The sequence below is a fragment of the Enterobacter sp. 01-M-02-SI-ECC genome (genome assembly GCF_047530595.1).
GTDB classification, from domain to species: Bacteria; Pseudomonadota; Gammaproteobacteria; order Enterobacterales; family Enterobacteriaceae; genus Enterobacter; species Enterobacter cloacae_M.
Genome location: NZ_JBLKCZ010000003.1, coordinates 255,600 through 277,814, shown reverse-complemented (window position 1 = coordinate 277,814; position 22,215 = coordinate 255,600). Strand labels below are relative to the sequence as shown.

General features: G+C 55.5%; 20 protein-coding genes and 7 tRNA genes. 25 read left to right on the top strand and 2 right to left on the bottom strand.

What is annotated here, in order from left to right; genetic code table 11:
• Positions 1-150 precede the first annotated feature (150 nt).
• The 7 genes from ACMWLG_RS07000 (at position 151) to ACMWLG_RS06970 (ending at position 845) form a co-directional block, all read left to right on the top strand.
• Positions 151-227, top strand: a tRNA-Met gene (locus ACMWLG_RS07000).
• Between the two features lie 8 nt (positions 228-235).
• A tRNA-Leu gene (locus ACMWLG_RS06995) sits at positions 236-320 on the top strand.
• Between the two features lie 23 nt (positions 321-343).
• Positions 344-418, top strand: a tRNA-Gln gene (locus tag ACMWLG_RS06990).
• Between the two features lie 32 nt (positions 419-450).
• A tRNA-Gln gene (locus ACMWLG_RS06985) sits at positions 451-525 on the top strand.
• Positions 526-542: 17 nt separating this feature from the next.
• Positions 543-619 (top strand) — tRNA-Met (locus tag ACMWLG_RS06980).
• A gap of 40 nt (positions 620-659) precedes the next feature.
• Positions 660-734, top strand: a tRNA-Gln gene (locus ACMWLG_RS06975).
• Between the two features lie 36 nt (positions 735-770).
• A tRNA-Gln gene (locus ACMWLG_RS06970) sits at positions 771-845 on the top strand.
• 109 nt (positions 846-954) lie between these two features.
• On the opposite strand, the gene ubiF is transcribed toward ACMWLG_RS06970, so the two are convergent.
• Positions 955-2,130: a 3-demethoxyubiquinol 3-hydroxylase gene (ubiF, locus tag ACMWLG_RS06965; RefSeq protein WP_045402162.1), complete on the bottom strand. Its 1,176-nt coding sequence runs from the start codon at positions 2,128-2,130 to the stop codon at positions 955-957.
• 135 nt (positions 2,131-2,265) lie between these two features.
• Between ubiF and miaB the strand changes: the two genes are divergently transcribed.
• From miaB to rihA, 10 genes are all read left to right on the top strand, one after another.
• Positions 2,266-3,690: a tRNA (N6-isopentenyl adenosine(37)-C2)-methylthiotransferase MiaB gene (miaB, locus tag ACMWLG_RS06960; RefSeq protein ID WP_023310760.1), complete on the top strand. Its 1,425-nt coding sequence runs from the start codon at positions 2,266-2,268 to the stop codon at positions 3,688-3,690.
• Positions 3,691-3,853: 163 nt separating this feature from the next.
• Positions 3,854-4,900, top strand: coding sequence for a PhoH family protein (locus ACMWLG_RS06955; RefSeq protein WP_023310759.1), 1,047 nt, complete (start codon positions 3,854-3,856; stop codon positions 4,898-4,900).
• Positions 4,897-5,364 carry an rRNA maturation RNase YbeY gene (gene ybeY / locus ACMWLG_RS06950; protein WP_008501052.1) on the top strand — a complete coding sequence of 156 codons (468 nt, stop codon included), beginning with the start codon at positions 4,897-4,899 and terminating at the stop codon, positions 5,362-5,364. Before ACMWLG_RS06955 ends, ybeY begins: the two co-directional genes overlap by 4 nt.
• A gap of 89 nt (positions 5,365-5,453) precedes the next feature.
• Positions 5,454-6,332, top strand: a complete 879-nt coding sequence (gene corC / locus ACMWLG_RS06945) for a CNNM family magnesium/cobalt transport protein CorC (RefSeq protein WP_021242574.1) — start codon at positions 5,454-5,456, stop codon at positions 6,330-6,332.
• A 5-nt stretch (positions 6,333-6,337) separates the two neighbouring features.
• A complete protein-coding gene (gene lnt / locus ACMWLG_RS06940; protein ID WP_045402159.1) occupies positions 6,338-7,876 on the top strand; it encodes an apolipoprotein N-acyltransferase in 1,539 nt (512 codons plus the stop codon).
• A gap of 352 nt (positions 7,877-8,228) precedes the next feature.
• On the top strand, positions 8,229-9,134 hold the full coding sequence (locus ACMWLG_RS06935; protein ID WP_008501049.1) for an amino acid ABC transporter substrate-binding protein: 906 nt from the start codon (positions 8,229-8,231) through the stop codon (positions 9,132-9,134).
• Between the two features lie 155 nt (positions 9,135-9,289).
• Entirely contained in the window at positions 9,290-10,030 is a 741-nt protein-coding gene (locus tag ACMWLG_RS06930; protein ID WP_023310756.1) for an amino acid ABC transporter permease, read from the top strand.
• Positions 10,030-10,704 carry a glutamate/aspartate ABC transporter permease GltK gene (gene gltK / locus ACMWLG_RS06925; protein ID WP_014883002.1) on the top strand — a complete coding sequence of 225 codons (675 nt, stop codon included), beginning with the start codon at positions 10,030-10,032 and terminating at the stop codon, positions 10,702-10,704. Before ACMWLG_RS06930 ends, gltK begins: the two co-directional genes overlap by 1 nt.
• A complete protein-coding gene (locus ACMWLG_RS06920) occupies positions 10,704-11,429 on the top strand; it encodes an amino acid ABC transporter ATP-binding protein (protein ID WP_014883001.1) in 726 nt (241 codons plus the stop codon). Before gltK ends, ACMWLG_RS06920 begins: the two co-directional genes overlap by 1 nt.
• 120 nt (positions 11,430-11,549) lie before the next feature.
• The gene (rihA, locus tag ACMWLG_RS06915) at positions 11,550-12,488 is read left to right on the top strand and encodes a pyrimidine-specific ribonucleoside hydrolase RihA (protein ID WP_045402155.1); all 939 of its coding nucleotides are present in this window, start codon (positions 11,550-11,552) and stop codon (positions 12,486-12,488) included.
• A gap of 63 nt (positions 12,489-12,551) precedes the next feature.
• On the opposite strand, the gene ACMWLG_RS06910 is transcribed toward rihA, so the two are convergent.
• Positions 12,552-13,034 (bottom strand): zinc ribbon-containing protein, encoded by a 483-nt coding sequence (locus ACMWLG_RS06910; RefSeq protein ID WP_045402228.1) that lies wholly within the window; start codon positions 13,032-13,034, stop codon positions 12,552-12,554.
• Positions 13,035-13,248: 214 nt separating this feature from the next.
• On the opposite strand from ACMWLG_RS06910, the gene leuS reads away from it, so the two are divergent.
• The 8 genes from leuS (at position 13,249) to mrdB (ending at position 22,207) form a co-directional block, all read left to right on the top strand.
• The gene (gene leuS, locus ACMWLG_RS06905) at positions 13,249-15,831 is read left to right on the top strand and encodes a leucine--tRNA ligase (RefSeq protein ID WP_045402152.1); all 2,583 of its coding nucleotides are present in this window, start codon (positions 13,249-13,251) and stop codon (positions 15,829-15,831) included.
• 14 nt (positions 15,832-15,845) lie between these two features.
• Complete coding sequence (gene lptE / locus ACMWLG_RS06900; protein WP_045356587.1) at positions 15,846-16,415, top strand: LPS assembly lipoprotein LptE; 570 nt, start codon at positions 15,846-15,848, stop codon at positions 16,413-16,415.
• Positions 16,415-17,446: a DNA polymerase III subunit delta gene (gene holA / locus ACMWLG_RS06895; RefSeq protein ID WP_045402150.1), complete on the top strand. Its 1,032-nt coding sequence runs from the start codon at positions 16,415-16,417 to the stop codon at positions 17,444-17,446. Before lptE ends, holA begins: the two co-directional genes overlap by 1 nt.
• On the top strand, positions 17,439-18,104 hold the full coding sequence (gene nadD / locus ACMWLG_RS06890; protein WP_045402141.1) for a nicotinate-nucleotide adenylyltransferase: 666 nt from the start codon (positions 17,439-17,441) through the stop codon (positions 18,102-18,104). Before holA ends, nadD begins: the two co-directional genes overlap by 8 nt.
• 269 nt (positions 18,105-18,373) lie before the next feature.
• Positions 18,374-18,691: a ribosome silencing factor gene (gene rsfS / locus ACMWLG_RS06885; protein ID WP_023334893.1), complete on the top strand. Its 318-nt coding sequence runs from the start codon at positions 18,374-18,376 to the stop codon at positions 18,689-18,691.
• Between the two features lie 3 nt (positions 18,692-18,694).
• A complete protein-coding gene (gene rlmH, locus ACMWLG_RS06880) occupies positions 18,695-19,162 on the top strand; it encodes a 23S rRNA (pseudouridine(1915)-N(3))-methyltransferase RlmH (RefSeq protein WP_023310748.1) in 468 nt (155 codons plus the stop codon).
• Between the two features lie 28 nt (positions 19,163-19,190).
• Positions 19,191-21,092 carry a peptidoglycan DD-transpeptidase MrdA gene (mrdA, locus tag ACMWLG_RS06875; RefSeq protein WP_008501038.1) on the top strand — a complete coding sequence of 634 codons (1,902 nt, stop codon included), beginning with the start codon at positions 19,191-19,193 and terminating at the stop codon, positions 21,090-21,092.
• Between the two features lie 2 nt (positions 21,093-21,094).
• Complete coding sequence (gene mrdB, locus ACMWLG_RS06870) at positions 21,095-22,207, top strand: peptidoglycan glycosyltransferase MrdB (RefSeq protein ID WP_023310746.1); 1,113 nt, start codon at positions 21,095-21,097, stop codon at positions 22,205-22,207.
• Positions 22,208-22,215 lie beyond the last annotated feature (8 nt).

The following is a 22,215-nucleotide window of genomic DNA, read 5'->3' as shown; positions in this document are numbered from 1 at the left end:
ACCAATAATTGCCGAATATTCGGTCACGCTGTTCGCAACCTAACCAAACAGTCACATTCCGGCTATTTTCGTTGAAAAAGGTGTTGACGCTGCAAGGGTCTATACGCATAATGCGCCCCGCAACGCCGATAAGGTAACGCGAAAAAAGATGGCTACGTAGCTCAGTTGGTTAGAGCACATCACTCATAATGATGGGGTCACAGGTTCGAATCCCGTCGTAGCCACCATCTTTTTTGCGGGAGTGGCGAAATTGGTAGACGCACCAGATTTAGGTTCTGGCGCCGCAAGGTGTGCGAGTTCAAGTCTCGCCTCCCGCACCATTCCCGGGTAAGCGTTGCACGGATGGGGTATCGCCAAGCGGTAAGGCACCGGTTTTTGATACCGGCATTCCCTGGTTCGAATCCAGGTACCCCAGCCATATTTCTTCGATTTTGCGGTTCTCCGCGGTATTGGGGTATCGCCAAGCGGTAAGGCACCGGTTTTTGATACCGGCATTCCTTGGTTCGAATCCAGGTACCCCAGCCATCGAAGATTGCAGTACTGGCTACGTAGCTCAGTTGGTTAGAGCACATCACTCATAATGATGGGGTCACAGGTTCGAATCCCGTCGTAGCCACCAAATTAAGATTATCGATTTTTCGGTAATCAAGACAAATTGTTGGGGTATCGCCAAGCGGTAAGGCACCGGATTCTGATTCCGGCATTCCGAGGTTCGAATCCTCGTACCCCAGCCAATTTAAAAAGTCGCTAAGCAGTTTGTTTAACGCAATTGGGGTGTCGCCAAGCGGTAAGGCTCTGGTTTCTGATACCAGCATTCCGGGGTTCGAATCCCTGCACCCCAGCCACTTAAGTAACAAAAAAGCCCGCTCTGCGGGCTTTTTTGTTTTTGTTGTTAGTATTGTGCAGCCTGATGCCCTCACCCTGCCCCTCTCCCACGGGGAGAGGGAATGAAAACTAAAGTCCTAAGGCGTATTTCAGCGCCTGACGCTTCAAACCACCTGCACGCTCCGCTGCCATCAATCCAATATTACGCAGAATGCGCACCGGGGCTAAGTCATTGCTGAACCCGGCATAGAACAGATCCATCCCCGACTGCATAATAAAGTTATCCGCCATGCGTCGCGTCTGGTAACGCTTCAGAATCTGATGGCTGGCCCAGTTTTCCGCGTGCCCGCGGGCGCTGCTCAGCACATCCAGTAACGCATCGACATCACGGTACCCCAGGTTCACGCCCTGCCCGGCCAGCGGATGAATGGTGTGCGCTGCATCGCCCACCAGCGCCAGCCCTTCACGGGCATACTGCAAAGCATGGCGCCGCGTGAGGGGAAACGCCCCGGCAGCCACCGGCGTAACGTTGCCCAGACGGCTCGGAAAATGCAGGCGAATTTCCCGCTGCAATTGTTCCATTGAAAGCCCCTGCAGCTGGCGAATGCGTGCCGGTTTGTCGTACCAGACCAGGGATGCCCAGTTATCAAACAGCGGTAAAAACGCATGCGGGCCATTCGGGGTAAAGTGCTGCCACGTGCTTTCTCCCGGCGCATTCTCGCACTCGGCGGTAATCAGCATGCAGGACTGCTCATACTGCCAGGCATGAACGCCAATTCCCGCCATCTGTCTGACCTGCGAGTTAGCGCCGTCCGCTCCGACGACGAGCTTCACGGCCAGTTCATCGCCGCTGTCGAGCGTCAGCAAATACCCGCTCTCGTGAGGATGCAGAGCCTTAATCGACGCCGGAACGCGCAGCGTCACCTTCGGGTGCGCCTCCAGCGCCTGCCAGAGCGCCTGCTGGAGCACGTTGTTTTCCACCATATAACCCAGGCGCGGCAGCTTCAGCTCAGCGGCATCAAACGCGACGTGGGCATTTTCCCACTCCCAGGTTTCAAGACGGCTGTAAGGATGGGCGCGCATCGCCAGCACCGCCTCCCAGACGCCCAGCCCGCGCAGCAGATCGACGGACGCCGCGCTGATCGCGGAAATGCGCACGTCCGGTTTGCTGGCGGGATCGAAGGCGGGCGGAGCAGCCTGTTCGATTACCGTTACCTCAAATCCCTGCTGCGCCAGCCCCAGCGCCAGCGCGCCGCCGACCATACCGCCGCCGACAACGGCAACTTCGGTGTGTAGGAGTGTCATGGTCAATTTTCCTTATTGGAGAATCCCTTAAGTTTACCGGATTTTTGCGGTCCTGAGACACATAACCTTCATACTGGTCACAACCCCACCAAAGCATTACAATACGCGGCTTGCAATCCTGAGCTGAGCAAGTCGATGACTAAAAAACTCCATATAAAAACCTGGGGCTGTCAGATGAACGAATACGATTCATCCAAGATGGCCGATCTGCTGGATTCAACCCACGGATACCAGCTGACAGAAAATGTGAAAGAAGCGGACGTGCTGCTGCTGAACACCTGTTCGATTCGTGAAAAAGCGCAGGAAAAAGTCTTTCACGTGTTAGGCCGCTGGAAGCTTCTCAAGCGAAAAAATCCGGACCTGATCATCGGCGTGGGTGGCTGCGTCGCGTCGCAGGAAGGTAAGCTGATCCGCCAGAGAGCCCCGTATGTGGATATTGTCTTTGGTCCTCAGACCCTGCACCGCCTGCCGGAGATGATCAATCAGGTTCGCGGCAGCCGCAGCCCGGTCGTTGACGTCAGCTTCCCGGAAATCGAAAAGTTTGACCGTCTGCCGGAGCCGCGCGCCGATGGCCCGACCGCCTTCGTCTCCATCATGGAAGGCTGCAACAAATACTGCACTTACTGCGTGGTGCCTTACACCCGCGGTGAAGAAGTCAGCCGTCCGGCAGACGATATTCTGTTTGAAATTGCGCAGCTTGCCGCACAGGGCGTTCGCGAAGTGAATCTGCTGGGCCAGAACGTAAACGCCTGGCGCGGGGAAAACTACGACGGCACCACCGGCAGCTTTGCCGAGCTGCTGCGTCTGGTGGCCGCGATTGACGGTATAGACCGCATTCGCTTTACCACCAGCCACCCGATGGAGTTTACCGACGACATCATTGACGTGTATCGCGATACGCCAGAGCTGGTGAGCTTCCTGCACCTGCCGATTCAGTGTGGCTCTGACCGCGTGCTGAACCTGATGGGCCGCCCGCATACGGTGCTGGAGTACAAGTCCACCATTCGCAAGCTGCGTGAAGCGCGTCCGGATATCCAGATCAGCTCCGACTTTATCGTCGGCTTCCCTGGCGAAACCGCTGATGACTTCGAGCGCACCATGAAGCTCATCGGTGAAGTGAATTTTGACGTCAGCTACAGCTTCATCTTCTCTGCGCGTCCTGGAACACCTGCGGCCGATATGGTTGACGATGTGCCGGAAGAAGAGAAAAAGCAGCGTCTGTATATTCTGCAGGAGCGTATTAACCAGCAGGCCAACGCGTGGAGCCGCCGTATGCTCGGCACCGTTCAGCGCATTCTGGTGGAAGGCACCTCCCGCAAGAGCATTATGGAACTCTCCGGTCGTACCGAAAACAACCGCGTGGTGAACTTTGAGGGCACCCCGGATATGATCGGTAAATTCGTGGACGTCGAGATTGTTGAAGTGCTGACCAACTCGCTGCGCGCGAAGCTGGTACGCACCGAGGACGAAATGGGCCTGCGTATTGCCGAGTCACCGGAATCCGTGATCTCTCGTACCCGTAAAGAAAACGATTCTGGCGTGGGGATTTACCAGCCTTAATCCTCCTGGCCTGCCTTTCCGGCAGGCCTTGTATTTCCTCTCATCGTCCCCAATATCTTCCGCAACGCTTGCGCCTTTATTCTGCGGCGTGAATAATTTCGGTAATGACCGTTTTATTACGCCCTATCGCAATGGGTCAGTTAAACAATTAAAGAGGAACAGTTTGAATATAGATACGCGTGAAATTAGCCTTGAGCCAGCAGACAACGCTCGCCTGCTGAGCCTGTGCGGGCCGTTTGATGACAACATCAAACAACTGGAGCGACGTCTGGGTATCGAAATCAATCGTCGCGATAATCATTTCAAACTTACCGGACGCCCTATCTGCGTCAACGCCGCTGCGGACATTCTGCGTAGCCTGTATGTTGATACCGCCCCAATGCGCGGCGAAACGCAGGATATAGAGCCGGAACAGATCCACCTCGCCATTAAAGAGGCGCGCGTGCTTGAGCAAAGCGCGGAAAGCGTGCCGGACTACGGTAAGGCAATCAATATCAAGACCAAACGTGGCGTCATTAAGCCGCGTACGCCAAACCAGGCGCAGTACATCGCCAATATCCTCGACCACGACATCACCTTCGGCGTGGGTCCGGCGGGTACGGGTAAAACCTATCTGGCCGTTGCCGCTGCGGTAGATGCGCTGGAACGCCAGGAGATACGTCGCATCCTGCTGACCCGCCCTGCCGTCGAAGCGGGCGAAAAGCTGGGCTTCCTGCCAGGCGATCTGAGTCAAAAGGTCGACCCGTATCTGCGTCCTTTATACGATGCGCTATTCGAGATGCTCGGCTTTGAGAAGGTTGAGAAGCTCATTGAGCGTAACGTTATCGAAGTTGCCCCGCTCGCCTACATGCGCGGTCGCACGCTGAACGATGCGTTCATCATTCTCGATGAGAGCCAGAACACCACCATCGAACAGATGAAGATGTTCCTGACGCGTATCGGCTTTAACTCGAAAGCGGTCATTACCGGAGACGTCACCCAGATCGACCTGCCGCGCAGCACCAAATCAGGACTGCGCCACGCGATTGAGGTGCTGGCCGAGGTCGACGAAATCAGCTTTAACTTCTTCCACAGTGAAGACGTGGTACGCCACCCGGTGGTCGCGCGTATCGTTAACGCCTATGAAGCCTGGGAAGAGGCGGATCAGAAGCGTAAGGCCGAACTGGCCGCAGAACGTAAGCGCGAAGCGCAGGAGCAAGAACAGAAATGAGTCAGGTGATCCTCGATTTACAGCTGGCCTGTGAAGACAATTCCGGCATGCCAGATGAGGCACAGTTTCAGAAATGGCTGGATGCGGTAATCCCCCAGTTTCAGGAAGAATCAGAAGTGACGATTCGCCTGGTGGATGAAGCAGAAAGCCATGAGCTTAACCTGACCTATCGCGGGAAAGATAAGCCGACCAACGTGCTCTCTTTCCCGTTCGAAGCGCCGCCGGGCATTGAGATGCCGCTATTGGGCGATCTGATCATCTGCCGTCAGGTGGTTGAACAGGAAGCGAAAGAGCAGCAAAAGCCGCTTGAGGCCCACTGGGCGCATATGGTGGTACACGGCAGCCTGCATCTGCTCGGCTACGATCACATTGAAGATGACGAAGCGGAAGAGATGGAGTCCCTCGAGACAGAGATAATGCTTGCTCTGGGCTATGAGGATCCGTACATTGCCGAGAAAGAATAGTCCGTCACCTGACGGACTCACATGCCGCCACGAAAGGATATCGCGTGGCGGTAAACGTTGAACCAACAAGAGAACCCTTAACAAACGCCATGAGCGACGACAATTCACACAGTAGCGACACGACAACCAGTAAAAAGGGATTTTTCTCCCTCATTCTGAACCAGCTTTTCCACGGCGAACCTAAAAACCGTGATGAACTGCTGGAGCTGATTCGTGATTCCGGGCAGAACGACCTTATCGACGAAGATACGCGCGAAATGCTCGAAGGGGTCATGGACATCGCCGACCAGCGCGTTCGCGATATCATGATCCCCCGCTCGCAGATGATCACCTTGAAACGTAACCAGACTCTGGACGAGTGCCTCGATGTGATCATCGAATCCGCCCACTCGCGTTTCCCGGTCATCAGCGAAGACAAAGATCACATCGAAGGGATTTTGATGGCGAAAGATCTGCTGCCGTTTATGCGCAGCGATGCCGAAGCCTTCAGCATGGAAAAAGTGTTACGCCAGGCCGTGGTTGTGCCGGAAAGTAAACGTGTGGATCGGATGCTGAAAGAATTTCGCTCTCAGCGTTACCACATGGCGATTGTTATTGATGAGTTTGGTGGCGTTTCCGGTCTGGTCACGATCGAGGATATTCTTGAGCTGATCGTGGGCGAAATCGAAGACGAGTACGACGAAGAAGAAGATATCGACTTCCGTCAGCTTAGCCGCCACACCTGGACCGTGCGCGCGCTGGCCTCCATCGAGGACTTCAACGACGCCTTCGGTACCCACTTCAGCGATGAAGAGGTCGATACCATTGGCGGGCTGGTGATGCAGGCCTTTGGCCACCTCCCGGCGCGCGGTGAGACCGTTGACATCGACGGTTACCAGTTCAAAGTGGCAATGGCCGACAGCCGACGTATTATACAGGTTCACGTCAGAACGCCGGACGACTCACCGGTGCCAAAACTGGAAGATTAATGTAAATGGCATTTGCCCCACTGCTTGAACGCCAGCGCGTCCGTTTGCTGCTGGCGCTGTTACTCGGAGCCAGCGGTACGCTGGCTTTTTCTCCTTACGATATCTGGCCTGCGGCCATTCTCTCCCTGATGGGGCTTCAGGGCCTGACCCTGAATCGTCGTCCGGTACAGGCTGCGGCCATCGGTTACTTCTGGGGACTGGGGCTGTTTGGCTCAGGCATCAACTGGGTTTATGTCAGCATCGCCCAGTTTGGCGGTATGCCTGGCCCGGTAAACGTCTTCCTGGTGGTATTGCTCGCCGCATATCTCTCGCTCTATACCGGTCTGTTCGCCGGCATCCTTTCTCGCCTGTGGCCCAAAACCACCTGGCTGCGCGTCGCCATTGCCGCGCCGGTGGTCTGGCAGATAACCGAGTTCCTGCGCGGCTGGGTGCTGACGGGCTTCCCGTGGCTACAGTTCGGCTACAGCCAGATTGACGGCCCGCTGAAGGGGCTGGCGCCGGTCATGGGCGTTGAGGCCATTAACTTCCTGCTGATGGTGGTGAGCGGCCTGCTGGTATTAGCGCTGGTCACACGCTGCTGGAAGCCGCTGGCTGTGGCGCTGGTGCTGTTTGCCCTGCCCTTCCCGCTGTGCTATATCCAGTGGTTCACGCCCGAGCCAGAGCGCACCCTGCAGGTTTCCATGGTGCAGGGGAACATCCCGCAGTCCATGAAGTGGGACGAGAAAGAGCTGCTGAATACGCTGAAGATCTACGCCAACGCCACCGAAGAGGTGATGGGAAAATCACAGCTGATTATCTGGCCGGAGTCTGCCATTCCCGATCTGGAGCTCAACCAGCAGCCGTTCCTCAACATGATGAACGACCTGCTGCTGGCGCGCGGCAGCACCCTGATCACCGGGATTGTCGATGCGCGTCTGAATCAGCAGAACAGCTACGACACCTACAACAGCATCATTACGCTCGGGAAAGGTAGCGAGTACAGCTACCACTCCACAGACCGGTACAACAAAAATCACCTGGTGCCATTTGGTGAATTTGTCCCGCTGGAGTCGATTCTGCGCCCGCTGGCCCCGTTCTTTGACCTGCCGATGTCCTCTTTCAGCCGCGGCCCGTACGTACAGCCTCAGCTGCACGCGCACGGCCTGGCCCTGACGGCGGCCATCTGCTACGAAATCATTCTCGGCGAGCAGGTACGCGATAACTTCCGCCCGGATACCGACTATCTGCTGACCATCTCCAATGATGCCTGGTTTGGTAAGTCAATCGGGCCGTGGCAGCACTTCCAGATGGCACGTATGCGCTCTCTGGAGCTGGCGCGTCCGCTACTGCGCAGCACCAACAACGGCATCACCGCTGTGATTGGTCCGCAGGGCGAGATTCAGGCGATGATCCCGCAGTTTACACGCGAGGTGCTGACCACTAAAGTCACGCCAACCACGGGGCTGACGCCATATGCGCGCACCGGCAACTGGCCGCTGTGGGTACTGACCGCGCTGTTCGGCTTTGGCGCGGTGCTGATGAGCCTGCGTCAGCGTCGTAAATAACCTTTCCTTCTGTTGCCGGGTGGCGTAGCCGCCACCCGACAATTTTCTCCAGACTCCCATTCTGGCACGCCTATTGCTTTGTTTATTCAGGTAAACGCAGTTTGGCTTAACGTGCAACTTTGTCGCACCAGCGTAGATCATCGGCAGCACCGAAACGGTGCAACGGGAGATATTTGCCTCTGAATGGTGCGGCGCGCTTCGCAAAAATAAACAATAACGCAGCAAAATCTTTACATTAAGCCAGACTAAATGTTAACAAGCTTGCATAACACTGCACTCGCACTGCGCGAGATATAACAACATCACAATGGGTATCAATGCGTCGCTGGCGCTGATAAAAAAGGAGTTGGGTATGCAATTACGTAAACTGGCCACAGCAATGCTGGTTATGGGAATGTCTGCAGGCGTGGTTCACGCTGAAGATGCTCCGGCAGCAGGCAGCACTCTCGACAAGATTGCCAAAAACGGCGTTATCGTGGTCGGCCACCGTGAATCTTCTGTCCCGTTCTCTTACTACGACAACACGCAAAAAGTCGTGGGCTATTCACAGGATTACTCCAACGCCATCGTTGAAGCTGTGAAGAAAAAGCTGAACAAACCTGACCTGCAGGTGAAGCTGATCCCAATCACTTCACAGAACCGTATTCCACTGCTGCAAAACGGCACCTTTGACTTCGAGTGTGGCTCCACCACCAACAACCTCGAGCGTCAGAAACAGGCAGCATTCTCTGACACTATCTTTGTCGTGGGCACCCGTCTGCTGACGAAGAAAGGCGGCGAGATCAAAGACTTCGCTGACCTGAAAGGTAAAGCGGTTGTTGTGACCTCCGGCACCACGTCAGAAGTGCTGCTGCACAAGCTGAACGACGAGAAGAAAATGGATATGCGCATCATCAGCGCGAAAGACCATGGCGACTCCTTCCGTACCCTGGAAAGCGGTCGTGCCGTCGCGTTTATGATGGATGATGCTCTGCTGGCGGGCGAGCGTGCGAAAGCGAAAAAACCAGACAACTGGGATATCGTCGGTACCGCGCAGTCCAAAGAAGCCTACGGCTGTATGCTGCGTAAAGACGATCCGCAGTTCAAAAAGCTGATCGATGACACCATCGCTCAGGTGCAGACCTCCGGCGAAGCGGAGAAATGGTTCGACAAGTGGTTCAAGAACCCGATTCCACCAAAAAACCTGAACATGAATTTTGAACTGTCTGACGACATGAAAGCGCTGTTCAAATCACCAAATGACAAGGCTCTTAACTAATTAGAACTACAGGGGCGGGATCTCCTGCCCTCTCGATTGTCGGGAAGCATGGACAGACTATACGTTGAGTGGTCGTTCCCCACTGAGCGCGAAAAATGAGCTTCTCACCAATCTTCGAGGGTAGCGCTGCTACCCTTTTTTTTCTGGAGTTTATTATGTCAATAGACTGGAACTGGGGCATATTCCTGCAACAAGCCCCGTTCGGCAACACCACCTATCTTGGCTGGCTGTGGAGCGGCTTTCAGGTCACCGTGGCACTATCGATAACGGCGTGGATTATCGCGTTTCTTGTCGGTTCTTTGTTCGGTATTCTGCGCACCGTCCCTAACCGTTTTCTTTCAACGCTTGGCACCCTGTATGTGGAACTGTTCCGTAACGTTCCGCTGATCGTGCAATTCTTTACCTGGTATCTGGTCATCCCGGAACTGCTGCCGGAAAATATTGGCATGTGGTTCAAGTCAGAGCTGGATCCGAACGTGCAGTTCTTTGTCTCCTCCATGATGTGTCTGGGGCTGTTTACCGCTGCGCGCGTTTGCGAGCAGGTGCGTGCCGCCATTCAGTCATTGCCGCGTGGACAAAAAAACGCGGGCCTGGCAATGGGCCTGACGCTGCCCCAAACCTACCGCTACGTGCTGCTGCCTAACGCCTACCGCGTTATCGTTCCGCCGATGACCTCCGAGATGATGAACCTGGTGAAAAACTCGGCCATCGCCTCGACTATCGGCCTGGTCGACATGGCTGCGCAGGCGGGCAAGCTGCTGGATTACTCCGCTCACGCGTGGGAATCCTTCACCGCGATTACGCTCGCGTATGTTCTGATTAACGCTTTCATCATGCTGGTGATGAACCTGGTTGAACGCAAAATCCGCCTACCGGGTAATCTGGGGGGCAAATAATGTACGAATTTGACTGGAGTTCTATCGTTCCATCCATGCCTTACCTGCTTGATGGACTGGTGATTACCTTAAAAATCACCGTTATCGCCATCATCATTGGTATCGTCTGGGGTACCCTGCTGGCCGTCATGCGCCTGTCGAGCTTTAAGCCGCTCGCCTGGTTTGCGACCGCCTACGTTAACGTGTTCCGTTCCATCCCGCTGGTGATGGTGCTGCTGTGGTTTTACCTGATTGTGCCCGGTTTCCTGCAGAACGTGCTGGGGCTTTCGCCGAAAACCGATATCCGTCTGATCTCCGCCATGGTGGCGTTCTCAATGTTCGAGGCCGCTTACTACTCGGAGATTATCCGAGCTGGCATTCAGAGTATCTCCCGCGGGCAATCCAGCGCCGCGCTGGCACTGGGGATGACGCACTGGCAGTCCATGCAGCTCATTATTCTGCCGCAGGCGTTTCGCGCCATGGTTCCGCTCCTGCTGACCCAGGGCATCGTGCTGTTCCAGGATACCTCGCTGGTCTACGTTCTGAGTCTGGCAGACTTCTTCCGTACCGCGTCAACCATCGGTGAACGTGATGGTACGCAGGTCGAAATGGTGCTCTTCGCGGGTGCGGTCTATTTTGTGATTAGTTTAAGCGCGTCGCTGTTGGTCAGCTGGCTGAAGAAAAGGACGGTATAATGATTTCCCTGAAAAATGTTTCTAAATGGTATGGGCACTTTCAGGTGCTGACCGACTGCTCCACCGAAGTCAAAAAAGGCGACGTGGTGGTGGTGTGCGGGCCGTCCGGCTCCGGTAAATCGACGCTGATCAAAACCGTCAACGGACTGGAGCCGGTGCAGCAGGGTGAGATCGTCGTCAACGGCACCAAGGTCAACGACAAGAAAACCAACCTCGCTCAGCTTCGCTCTCACGTTGGCATGGTGTTCCAGCATTTTGAGCTGTTCCCTCACCTCTCCATTATTGAGAACCTGACGCTGGCGCAGGTAAAAGTGCTTAAGCGTGATAAAAAAGCGTCGCGCGAGAAAGGTCTGAAGCTGCTGGAACGCGTTGGGCTTTCGGCGCATGCCGATAAGTTCCCGGCACAGCTTTCTGGCGGCCAACAGCAGCGTGTGGCGATCGCCCGCGCGCTGTGTATGGATCCGGTGGCAATGCTGTTTGATGAGCCAACGTCGGCGCTCGATCCAGAGATGATCAACGAAGTGCTGGACGTAATGGTCGAGCTGGCTCACGAAGGGATGACCATGATGGTGGTGACCCACGAAATGGGCTTCGCCCGTAAAGTGGCCAACCGCGTGATCTTTATGGACGAAGGGAAAATTGTCGAAGACTCACCGAAAGAAGAGTTCTTCGCTAACCCGAAATCCGAGCGTGCGAAAGATTTCCTTGCGAAAATCCTGCACTAACCTTCCCGGTGCGCAATCTGCGGATTGCGCACTGCTTCACGCTTTCACTCAGTCCCTCTCGTCGGCGTCACATTGCAGCGTTAACCTTGTCACAAAATAACGCTACGTATGGAGAACGCTATGGCACAGCCTATTATTCTCGATTGCGATCCGGGTCATGACGACGCGATCGCGCTCGTCCTCGCTCTTGCCTCCCCTGAACTCGAGGTAAAAGCCGTCACCTCGTCCGCCGGAAACCAGACGCCAGACAAAACCCTGCGCAACGTGCTGCGCATGCTCACGCTGCTCAAACGCACCGATATTCCTGTCGCCGGCGGGGCCGTGAAGCCGCTGATGCGCGAGCTGATTATTGCCGACAACGTTCATGGTGAAAGCGGGCTGGATGGTCCGGCACTGCCGGAGCCGGGCTTCACGCCGCAAAACTGTACCGCCGTGGAGCTGATGGCGAAGGTGCTGCGTGAGAGTGCAGAACCGGTAACGCTGGTGGCAACCGGACCGCAAACCAACGTTGCGCTGCTGCTGAACAGCCATCCTGAGCTGCATAATAAAATTGCCCGTATTGTGATTATGGGCGGGGCAATGGGGCTGGGGAACTGGACGCCTGCGGCGGAGTTCAACATCTTTGTCGACCCGGAAGCGGCGGAAATCGTCTTCCAGTCTGGCTTACCGATTGTGATGGCAGGGCTGGACGTGACCCATCGCGCACAGATTATGGCAGACGACATTGAGCGCTTCCGTGCCGTGGGTAATCCGGTCGCGACAACCGTGGCTGAGCTGCTCGACTTCTTTATGGAGTATCACAAAGCCGAGAAGTGGGGCTTCCACGGCGCGCCGCTGCACGATCCGTGCACCATTGCCTGGCTGTTAAAACCGGAGATGTTTACTACTGTTCACAGATGGGTTGGCGTCGAAACGCAGGGGAAATACACCCAGGGCATGACGGTGGTGGACTACTACTCGCTGACGGGAAATAAGCCGAATACTACGGTGATGGTGGATATTGACCGGGAGGCGTTTGTGGATTTGCTGGCGGAGAGGCTGGCTTACTATAGTGCGTAGTGCGGCCTGATGCCCTCACCCCGGCCCTCTCCCACAGGGAGAGGGCGCAAACCTGCGCTTTACTTAGGGCTCAAACGGCCGACGCTGGAACTGATCGTGGCCGCATTTCGGACACAGCGGCAGCACGTCCGGCGTATAGACCGCAATATGATGGTGGCAATTCTCGCACACCAGATTTCCCAAGCCGACCACCTCTCCACTGTGATAAACACCGTGATGGTTCAAATCCTGAAAGACCTCGCGCCACTCCAGCTGCGTTTTATCCGTGATGTCGGCCAGCTCTTGCCACAGGCTCTCTTTAATCACCCGCATAAAAACGCTGTCCGTGACCTCCTCCTGACTCTCCTGGTAGCTGCGCGCGAACTCTTCCAGATCGCGACGCACGGCGCGCGTCACCTCTTCCACTTCGGTTCGCGTTAACTCACCCGTTTTCGTCACGCGGGCACGCGCCTGCTCCACCAGCGCATCGATATCTCGCTCGCCGTTACGCAGCCGTTCCGTCAGTGTCGCCACCAGTTCGCGGTAAAATTGAGCAACCTTGTTCATCATTTTGCCTCCCGGGTAAGTAACTATTTCTAATAATAGACCTTATTTCATCGCCGCTTTGTCAGGTGAAGCACAGACCCGGTAAATTCCTGCAAAGCGCATTTGTGCGAAAGGCTGTTTTGACGCGGGCGTTTGGGCTATGCTATGCGGATCTGAATTACCACATCCATTGGCTACATTTGTAGCTGTATTGAAAACAGGACCACTGGCTGCCATGCAAGAGCAATACCGCCCGGAAGAGATAGAATCAAAAGTCCAGCAACACTGGGACGAGAAGCGCACCTTTGAAGTAACCGAAGACGAGAGCAAAGAGAAGTATTACTGCCTGTCGATGCTTCCCTATCCTTCTGGTCGACTACACATGGGCCATGTGCGTAACTACACCATCGGCGATGTGATTGCACGCTACCAGCGCATGCTGGGTAAAAACGTTCTGCAGCCTATCGGCTGGGATGCGTTCGGTCTGCCTGCGGAAGGCGCGGCGGTCAAAAACAACACCGCTCCGGCGCCGTGGACGTACGACAACATCGCGTACATGAAAAACCAGCTCAAAATGCTGGGCTTTGGCTATGACTGGAGCCGCGAGCTGGCAACCTGTACCCCGGAATACTATCGTTGGGAGCAGAAGTTCTTCACCGAGCTGTACAAAAAAGGCCTGGTGTATAAGAAGACCTCTGCCGTTAACTGGTGTCCAAATGACCAGACCGTTCTCGCGAACGAACAGGTTATCGACGGCTGCTGCTGGCGCTGTGACACCAAAGTTGAGCGTAAAGAGATCCCACAGTGGTTTATCAAAATCACCGCTTACGCTGATGAGCTGCTGAACGATCTGGATAACCTGGATCACTGGCCAGATACCGTTAAGACCATGCAGCGCAACTGGATCGGCCGTTCTGAAGGCGTGGAGATTACCTTCAACGTTGAGAACTACGACCAGACTCTGACTGTCTACACCACCCGTCCGGACACCTTCATGGGCGCGACCTACCTGGCCGTAGCCGCAGGTCATCCGCTGGCGCAGAAAGCGGCGGAAAACAATCCGGAGCTGGCGTCATTCATCGATGAGTGCCGCAACACCAAAGTGGCCGAAGCCGACATGGCGACGATGGAGAAAAAAGGGGTTGATACCGGCTTTAAAGCCATTCACCCACTGACAGGCGAAGCAATCCCTGTCTGGGCCGCCAACTTCGTTCTGATGGAGTACGGCACTGGCGCCGTGATGGCTGTTCCGGGTCACGACCAGCGCGACTACGAATTTGCCACCAAATATGGCCTGACCATCAAGCCTGTCATCCTGGCGGCTGACGGTTCAGAACCAGACCTGTCTGAACACGCCCTGACTGAAAAAGGCACCCTGTTCAACTCCGGTGAATTTAGCGGTCTGAGCTTCGAAGAGGGCTTCAACGCCATCGCCGATAAGCTGGCCTCTCTGGGCGTGGGCGAACGTAAAGTTAACTTCCGTCTGCGCGACTGGGGCGTGTCCCGTCAGCGTTACTGGGGTGCGCCAATCCCGATGGTGACGCTGGAAGATGGCACCGTGATGCCAACGCCAGAAGATCAGCTCCCGGTGATCCTGCCGGAAGACGTGGTCATGGACGGTATCACCAGCCCGATTAAAGCCGATCCTGAGTGGGCAAAAACCACCGTTAACGGACAGCCTGCGCTGCGTGAAACCGACACCTTTGACACCTTTATGGAGTCATCCTGGTACTATGCGCGCTACACCTGCCCGCAGTATCAGGACGGTATGCTCGATTCCGATGCGGCAAACTACTGGCTGCCGGTTGATATCTATATCGGCGGCATCGAACACGCCATCATGCACCTGCTCTACTTCCGCTTCTTCCACAAACTGATGCGCGATGCAGGCATGGTGAACTCTGACGAACCAGCAAAACAGCTGCTGTGTCAGGGCATGGTGCTGGCAGATGCGTTCTATTATGTTGGTGCCAACGGCGAGCGTAACTGGGTTTCACCGGTTGATGCGATCGTCGAGCGTGACGAGAAGGGCCGTATTGTTAAGGCGAAAGACGCCGAAGGTCATGAACTGGTCTACACCGGCATGAGCAAGATGTCCAAGTCGAAAAACAACGGTATCGATCCACAGGTGATGGTTGAGCGTTACGGTGCGGATACCGTGCGTCTGTTCATGATGTTTGCCTCTCCGGCGGACATGACCCTGGAATGGCAGGAGTCCGGCGTGGAAGGGGCGAACCGCTTCCTGAAACGCGTCTGGAAACTGGTTTACGAACACACTGCACTGGGCGATGCCCCGGCGCTGAACGCCGCCGCACTGACTGAAGATCAGCAGGCGCTGCGTCGCGATGTTCATAAAACGATTGCGAAAGTGACCGATGATATTGGTCGTCGTCAGACCTTCAATACCGCAATTGCGGCTATTATGGAACTGATGAACAAGCTGGCGAAGGCTCCGCAGGACGGCGAGCAGGATCGTGCCTTAATGCGTGAAGCGCTGCTTGCTGTTGTTCGCATGCTGAACCCGTTCACTCCGCACGTCAGCTTCACCCTGTGGCAGGAGCTGAAAGGCGAAGGCGATATCGACAACGCGCCGTGGCCGCAGGCTGACGAATCAGCGATGGTAGAAAACACGACGCTGGTTGTGGTCCAGGTAAACGGCAAAGTCCGCGGTAAAATTACCGTGGCGGTCGATGCAACCGAAGAACAGGTTCGCGAGCGCGCGGGCCAGGAACCTCTGGTCGCAAAATATCTTGAGGGCGTTACTGTACGTAAAGTGATCTACGTACCGGGTAAACTGCTCAATCTGGTCGTTGGCTAAGCGCGGGAGGAAACGTGCGACAACTGGCAACAATACTCTTATCACTGGCGGTGCTTGTCACCGCCGGCTGTGGCTGGCACCTGCGCAATACCACGGCGGTGCCTGCTGAGATGAAAACGATGATTTTCGACTCATCCGATCCGAATGGTCCACTCAGCCGGGCAATTCGTAATCAGCTGCGTCTGAACGGCGTTGAGCTTGTTGAGAAACAAACGCTGCGCCAGGACATTCCATCTCTGCGTGTTCTGGGGATGACTCTCGGCAAAGATACGGCATCTATCTTCCAGGATGGTCGTACCGCAGAATACCAGATGGTTATGACGGTCAACGCAGCGGTCCTGATCCCGGGTAAAGACATCTATCCGATCAGCACGAAAGTGTACCGTTCGTTCTTCGATAACCCGCAGACGGCGCTGGCAAAAGATGCCGAACAGCAGATTATCATCAACGAAATGTACGACAAGGCGGCGGAACAGCTGATCCGTAAACTGCCAGGTATTGCAGCGTCTACCAGACAAGGCTCTGACATTGTTGAAAAACCCGTTGCCGGCACGCTTCCTGCTGCTAACTCTCTGGGCAAATGATGATCAGGCTGTATCCTGAACAACTCCGCGCGCAGCTCAAAGAAGGGCTGCGCGCGGCGTATCTGCTTCTTGGAAACGATCCCTTATTACTTCAGGAAAGCCTGGATGCCGTGCGGCATGAGGCCGCCTCTCAGGGCTTCGATGAGCACCACACCGTCCAGCTGGATAACAACACCGACTGGAATGCCCTCTTCTCACTCTGTCAGGCGATGAGCCTTTTTGCGTCGCGCCAGACTATTCAGATCCTGCTGCCGGAAAACGGCCCTAACGCGGCCATCAATGAACAGCTGGCCACGCTGGTCAGCCTGCTTCACAGCGATCTGCTGCTGATTGTGCGCGGCAACAAGCTCACCAAAGCGCAGGAAAATGCGGCGTGGTTCACCCAACTCGCTGCCCACGCGGTGCAGGTGACCTGTCAGACGCCTGAACAGGCGCATCTGCCCAAATGGGTGGCAGCGAGAGCGAAGCAGAACAACCTTCAGCTGGATGATGCGGCGAACCAACTGCTCTGCTACTGCTATGAAGGTAACCTGCTGGCCCTGGCGCAGGCGCTGGACAGACTCTCCCTGCTCTGGCCGGATGGCAAGCTGACCTTGCCGCGCGTCGAGCAGGCCGTTAACGACGCGGCGCACTTCACGCCGTTCCACTGGGTGGACGCGCTGCTGTCGGCGAAAAGCAAACGCGCCCTGCATATTCTGCAACAGCTGCGTCTCGAAGGGAGCGAACCGGTTATTTTGCTGCGTACGCTGCAGCGCGAATTGCTGCTGCTGATTACGCTCAAGCGTCAGTCTGCCCATACGCCGCTGCGTTCGCTGTTTGATAAACACCGCGTGTGGCAAAATCGCCGGGCTTTGACCACCGAGGCCGTCAACCGCCTGAGTCATGAACAGCTTCGTCAGGCTGTGCAGCTTCTGATGCGCGCTGAGCTCACGTTAAAACAAGATTACGGCCAGTCGCTCTGGGCGGAGCTGGAAAGCCTTTCCCTGCTGCTCTGCCACAAGGCGCTGGCAGACGTTTTTATTGATGGATAGCATGCATTCTTTACAGGCCTTATATGGCGGCACCTTCGACCCGGTACATTACGGGCATCTGAAGCCGGTTGAAATTCTGGCGAATCTGATCGGACTTCAGCGCGTCACCATCATGCCCAACAATGTCCCGCCCCATCGTCCACAGCCCGAGGCGACTAGCGAGCAGCGAAAAGAGATGCTTGCCCTTGCCATCGCAGATAAACCGCTCTTCCGACTTGACGAGCGTGAGCTGCGTCGCGACACGCCCTCCTGGACGTCTCAGACGCTTCAGGAGTGGCGCGCCGAACAAGGACCAGACCAGCCGCTTGCCTTTATCATCGGCCAGGATTCTCTGCTGAATTTCCCTACGTGGCATCAGTATGAAACCATCCTGGAGAACAGCCACCTGCTCGTCTGCCGCCGCCCCGGCTATCCGCTGACCATGCGCGAAGCGCAGTACCAGCAGTGGCTGGAAGACCATCTCACCGATAATGTTGAAGATCTTCACAATCAGCCTGCCGGGAAGATCTATCTTGCGGAAACGCCGTGGTTCGATATCTCTGCGACCCTCATTCGTGAGCGTTTACAGCAGGGTTTAGCCTGTGACGATCTGCTCCCCGCACCGGTGTTAGCCTATATCCATGCGCACGGTTTGTATCAGAAAAGCGCAGATGAATAGCCGGAGGGCATAAAAAGGGGCTTATTGTTTATCCTGCCTTGACAGGGTAAGCCATACTGTTATTCTCCGCTGCCAGACTTTCCCGCCGATAATTGCTTTACAGAAATTGTTTTACAAAAATGGCGATGCAATCTCAGGCGGAGGGTGGGATGATACTGGCCTTCTGAAGCCCGACCGAAGACATTTGTCCCGACGCAGGCGTGAGTTCAGGTATACTGTCTGGCTACGAATTCAAAGTTTTACAATCTCATTCACCCCAGGGGGAAAACTTGCAGGGTAAAGCACTCCAGGATTTTGTTATTGACAAAATTGATGACCTGAAAGGTCAGGACATCATCGCTATCGACGTTAAGGGTAAATCCAGTATTACCGACTGCATGATCATCTGCACCGGTACATCGACGCGTCATGTTGTTTCAATTGCCGATCACGTGGTTCAGGAATCGCGTGCAGCAGGGCTGTTGCCGCTGGGCGTTGAAGGTGAAGCGACGGCTGACTGGGTAGTAGTCGACCTCGGCGATGTGATTGTCCACGTCATGCAGGACGAGAGCCGTCGCCTGTATGAGCTGGAAAAACTCTGGGGTTAATGCGTGAAGTTGCAGCTGGTCGCCGTCGGCACCAAAATGCCGGACTGGGTACAAACCGGTTTTACTGAATATCTGCGTCGTTTTCCAAAAGACATGCCGTTCGAGCTGGTGGAAATTCCCGCCGGTAAGCGCGGCAAGAACGCTGATATCAAACGTATTCTCGATAAAGAGGGCGAACTGATGCTGGCTGCCGCAGGCAAGAACCGCATCGTCACCCTCGATATTCCAGGTAAACCCTGGGATACGCCGCAGCTGGCGCAAGAACTGGAGCGCTGGAAGCAGGATGGCCGTGACGTCAGTCTGTTGATTGGCGGGCCAGAAGGGTTATCCCCTGCCTGCAAAGCGGCGGCTGAACAAAGTTGGTCCCTCTCCGCGCTGACGCTTCCCCACCCGCTCGTTCGGGTACTGGTGGCTGAAAGCCTGTATCGCGCGTGGAGCATTACTACCAACCACCCCTATCACCGCGAGTAATGACTGACCAGGGTAGATTAAGCAGCGGATGAAACTACAGAATTCTTTTCGCGACTATACGGCTGAGTCCGCGCTGTTTGTGCGCCGGGCGCTGGTCGCCTTTACCGGGATTTTGCTGCTTACCGGCGTGCTGATCGCCAACCTTTATAATCTGCAAATTGTCCGCTTTACCGACTACCAGACGCGTTCAAACGAAAACCGTATTAAGCTGGTGCCTATCGCACCCAGCCGCGGCATTATTTACGATCGTAACGGCACACCGCTGGCGTTGAACCGCACCATCTATCAAATCGAGATGATGCCGGAAAAAGTCGATAATGTTCAGGATACGCTGGAAGCGCTGAAAAGCGTTGTCGACCTTAACGATGACGATATCGCGGCCTTCAAAAAAGAGCGCGCCCGCTCTCACCGCTTCACCTCGATTCCGGTTAAAACCAATCTTACGGAAGTCCAGGTGGCCCGCTTTGCGGTGAATCAGTACCGTTTCCCCGGCGTGGAAGTGAAGGGATATAAGCGTCGCTACTATCCCTACGGCTCCGCGCTGACGCATGTAATTGGCTACGTTTCCAAGATTAACGACAAAGACGTCGACCGCCTTGATAAAGACGGCAAGCTGGCCAACTACGCCGCAACGCACGATATCGGTAAGCTGGGGATCGAACGTTACTACGAAGACGTTCTGCACGGGCAAACCGGCTATGAAGAGGTTGAGGTTAACAACCGTGGCCGCGTGATCCGCCAGCTGAAAGAAGTGCCGCCTCAGGCGGGGCATGACGTCTATCTGACGCTCGACCTCAAGCTTCAGCAGTATATTGAAACCCTGCTAGCGGGCAGTCGTGCAGCCGTTGTGGTCACCGATCCTCGTACCGGCGGCATCCTGGCGATGGTCTCCATGCCTAGCTATGACCCGAACCTCTTCGTTGACGGCATATCCAGTAAAGACTATTCCGGTCTGCTGAACGATCCGAACACGCCGCTGGTGAACCGTGCAACGCAAGGGGTTTACCCGCCGGCATCAACGGTTAAACCGTACGTCGCGGTTTCTGCGCTGAGTGCCGGCGTCATCAACCGTAATACCAGCCTGTTTGACCCAGGCTGGTGGCAGCTACCTGGCTCAGATAAGCGCTATCGTGACTGGAAAAAATGGGGCCACGGTCATCTGAACGTCACCAAATCGCTGGAGGAGTCTGCGGATACCTTCTTCTATCAGGTGGCGTATGACATGGGGATCGACCGCCTGTCAGAATGGATGAGCAAATTCGGCTACGGACACTATACCGGAGTTGACCTTGCAGAAGAACGCTCCGGCAACATGCCTACGCGCGAATGGAAGCTGAAGCGCTTTAAAAAACCGTGGTATCAGGGCGACACCATTCCGGTGGGTATCGGTCAGGGCTACTGGACGGCAACGCCGCTTCAGATGAACAAAGCCATGATGATCCTCATCAATGACGGCGTGGTGAAAGTGCCGCATCTGCTGCAGAGTACGGTTGAAGACGGCAAAAAAGTGCCGTGGAACCAGCCGCATGAAGCCCCGGTGGGTGACATACATTCAGGCTTCTGGGAAATTGCGAAAGACGGTATGTACGGCGTGGCAAACCGCCCGAACGGTACCGCACACAAGTATTTCGCCGGGACGCCGTACAAAGTGGCGGCGAAGTCCGGTACTGCGCAGGTGTTTGGTCTTAAGGCCAATGAAACCTATAACGCGCACCGCATTGCTGAACGTCTGCGTGACCATAAGCTGATGACGGCGTTTGCCCCTTATGATAACCCGCAGGTCGCGGTGGCGATGATTCTGGAGAACGGCGGTGCCGGGCCAGCAGTAGGGACCATCATGCGCCAGATTCTTGACCACATTATGCTGGGTGATAACAACACCGAACTGCCGGCTGAAAACCCGGCCGCCGCTGCGGCGGAGGACCAATAATCATGACGGATAATCCAAATAAAAAATCGCTGTGGGATAAAATCCACATCGACCCAGCCATGCTGCTGATCCTGCTGGCTCTACTGGTGTACAGCGCCCTGGTTATCTGGAGCGCCAGCGGCCAGGACATCGGCATGATGGAGCGCAAAATCGGCCAGATCGCCATGGGTCTGATCATCATGGTAGTGATGGCGCAAATCCCGCCGCGCGTCTACGAAGGCTGGGCACCCTATCTTTACATCTTTTGTATTATTTTGCTGGTTGCGGTAGATGCGTTTGGCGCCATTTCAAAAGGGGCGCAGCGCTGGCTGGATCTGGGCGTTGTCCGCTTCCAGCCCTCGGAAATTGCCAAAATCGCCGTTCCATTGATGGTGGCACGCTTTATCAACCGCGACGTCTGTCCGCCGTCGCTGAAAAATACCGCCATCGCGCTGGTGCTGATTTTCCTGCCGACGCTGCTGGTTGCGGCACAGCCTGACCTGGGGACCTCAATCCTTATTGCCCTCTCCGGCCTGTTTGTCCTTTTCCTGTCAGGACTGAGCTGGCGCCTGATTGGTATCGCGGTGGTGCTGATTGCGGCTTTCATTCCTATCCTGTGGTTCTTCCTGATGCATGATTACCAGCGCCAGCGCGTCATGATGCTGCTCGATCCGGAAACCGATCCGCTGGGCGCGGGCTATCATATTATTCAGTCCAAGATTGCGATTGGCTCCGGCGGCCTGCGCGGTAAAGGCTGGCTGCACGGCACGCAGTCGCAGCTGGAGTTTTTACCGGAACGCCACACCGACTTTATCTTTGCGGTACTGGCGGAAGAGCTGGGGCTGGTTGGCATCTTAATATTGCTGGCGCTGTACGTCCTGCTGATCATGCGGGGATTGTGGATTGCAGCGCGCGCGCAAACCACCTTTGGTCGCGTCATGGCCGGCGGGTTGATGCTGATTTTATTCGTTTATGTCTTCGTAAATATTGGTATGGTGAGTGGTATTCTGCCGGTGGTAGGCGTACCGCTGCCGCTGGTGAGTTACGGAGGCTCGGCACTGATCGTGTTGATGGCCGGGTTTGGTATCGTGATGTCGATCCATACCCACAGAAAAATGTTGTCAAAAAGCGTATAAAAATAAGG

Coding starts and splice junctions, on each gene's coding strand:
- nadD (WP_045402141.1), top strand. CDS start 17,439: ATGGATAGCATGCATTCTTTACAGGCCTTATATGGCGGCACCTTCGAC.
- gltK (WP_014883002.1), top strand. CDS start 10,030: ATGTACGAATTTGACTGGAGTTCTATCGTTCCATCCATGCCTTACCTG.
- mrdA (WP_008501038.1), top strand. CDS start 19,191: ATGAAACTACAGAATTCTTTTCGCGACTATACGGCTGAGTCCGCGCTG.
- ACMWLG_RS06935 (WP_008501049.1), top strand. CDS start 8,229: ATGCAATTACGTAAACTGGCCACAGCAATGCTGGTTATGGGAATGTCT.
- ubiF (WP_045402162.1), bottom strand. CDS start 2,130: ATGACACTCCTACACACCGAAGTTGCCGTTGTCGGCGGCGGTATGGTC.
- mrdB (WP_023310746.1), top strand. CDS start 21,095: ATGACGGATAATCCAAATAAAAAATCGCTGTGGGATAAAATCCACATC.
- ybeY (WP_008501052.1), top strand. CDS start 4,897: ATGAGTCAGGTGATCCTCGATTTACAGCTGGCCTGTGAAGACAATTCC.
- ACMWLG_RS06920 (WP_014883001.1), top strand. CDS start 10,704: ATGATTTCCCTGAAAAATGTTTCTAAATGGTATGGGCACTTTCAGGTG.
- lnt (WP_045402159.1), top strand. CDS start 6,338: ATGGCATTTGCCCCACTGCTTGAACGCCAGCGCGTCCGTTTGCTGCTG.
- ACMWLG_RS06910 (WP_045402228.1), bottom strand. CDS start 13,034: ATGAACAAGGTTGCTCAATTTTACCGCGAACTGGTGGCGACACTGACG.
- ACMWLG_RS06930 (WP_023310756.1), top strand. CDS start 9,290: ATGTCAATAGACTGGAACTGGGGCATATTCCTGCAACAAGCCCCGTTC.
- corC (WP_021242574.1), top strand. CDS start 5,454: ATGAGCGACGACAATTCACACAGTAGCGACACGACAACCAGTAAAAAG.
- leuS (WP_045402152.1), top strand. CDS start 13,249: ATGCAAGAGCAATACCGCCCGGAAGAGATAGAATCAAAAGTCCAGCAA.
- miaB (WP_023310760.1), top strand. CDS start 2,266: ATGACTAAAAAACTCCATATAAAAACCTGGGGCTGTCAGATGAACGAA.
- rihA (WP_045402155.1), top strand. CDS start 11,550: ATGGCACAGCCTATTATTCTCGATTGCGATCCGGGTCATGACGACGCG.
- holA (WP_045402150.1), top strand. CDS start 16,415: ATGATCAGGCTGTATCCTGAACAACTCCGCGCGCAGCTCAAAGAAGGG.